General features: G+C 52.8%; 1 rRNA gene. It reads left to right on the forward strand.

The features are described 5' to 3' along the window. A 16S ribosomal RNA gene (locus LPKJCM_RS12135) occupies positions 1-303 on the forward strand; the annotation flags it as partial.

Raw genomic sequence — 303 nt, forward strand, 5'->3', positions numbered from 1 at the left:
GAAGAACCGTTGTCAGAGCAACTGTTGACAGCTTGACGGTATCCAACCAGAAAGCCACGGCTAACTACGTGCCAGCAGCCGCGGTAATACGTAGGTGGCAAGCGTTGTCCGGATTTATTGGGCGTAAAGCGAGCGCAGGCGGTTTTTTAGGGCTGATGTGAAAGCCTTCGGCTTAACCGGAGAAGTGCATCGGAAACCGGGAGACTTGAGTGCAGAAGAGGACAGTGGAACTCCATGTGTAGCGGTGAAATGCGTAGATATATGGAAGAACACCAGTGGCGAAGGCGGCTGTCTGGTCTGTAA

Source organism: Lentilactobacillus parakefiri (assembly GCF_002157585.1).
Taxonomy (GTDB): domain Bacteria; phylum Bacillota; class Bacilli; order Lactobacillales; family Lactobacillaceae; genus Lentilactobacillus; species Lentilactobacillus parakefiri.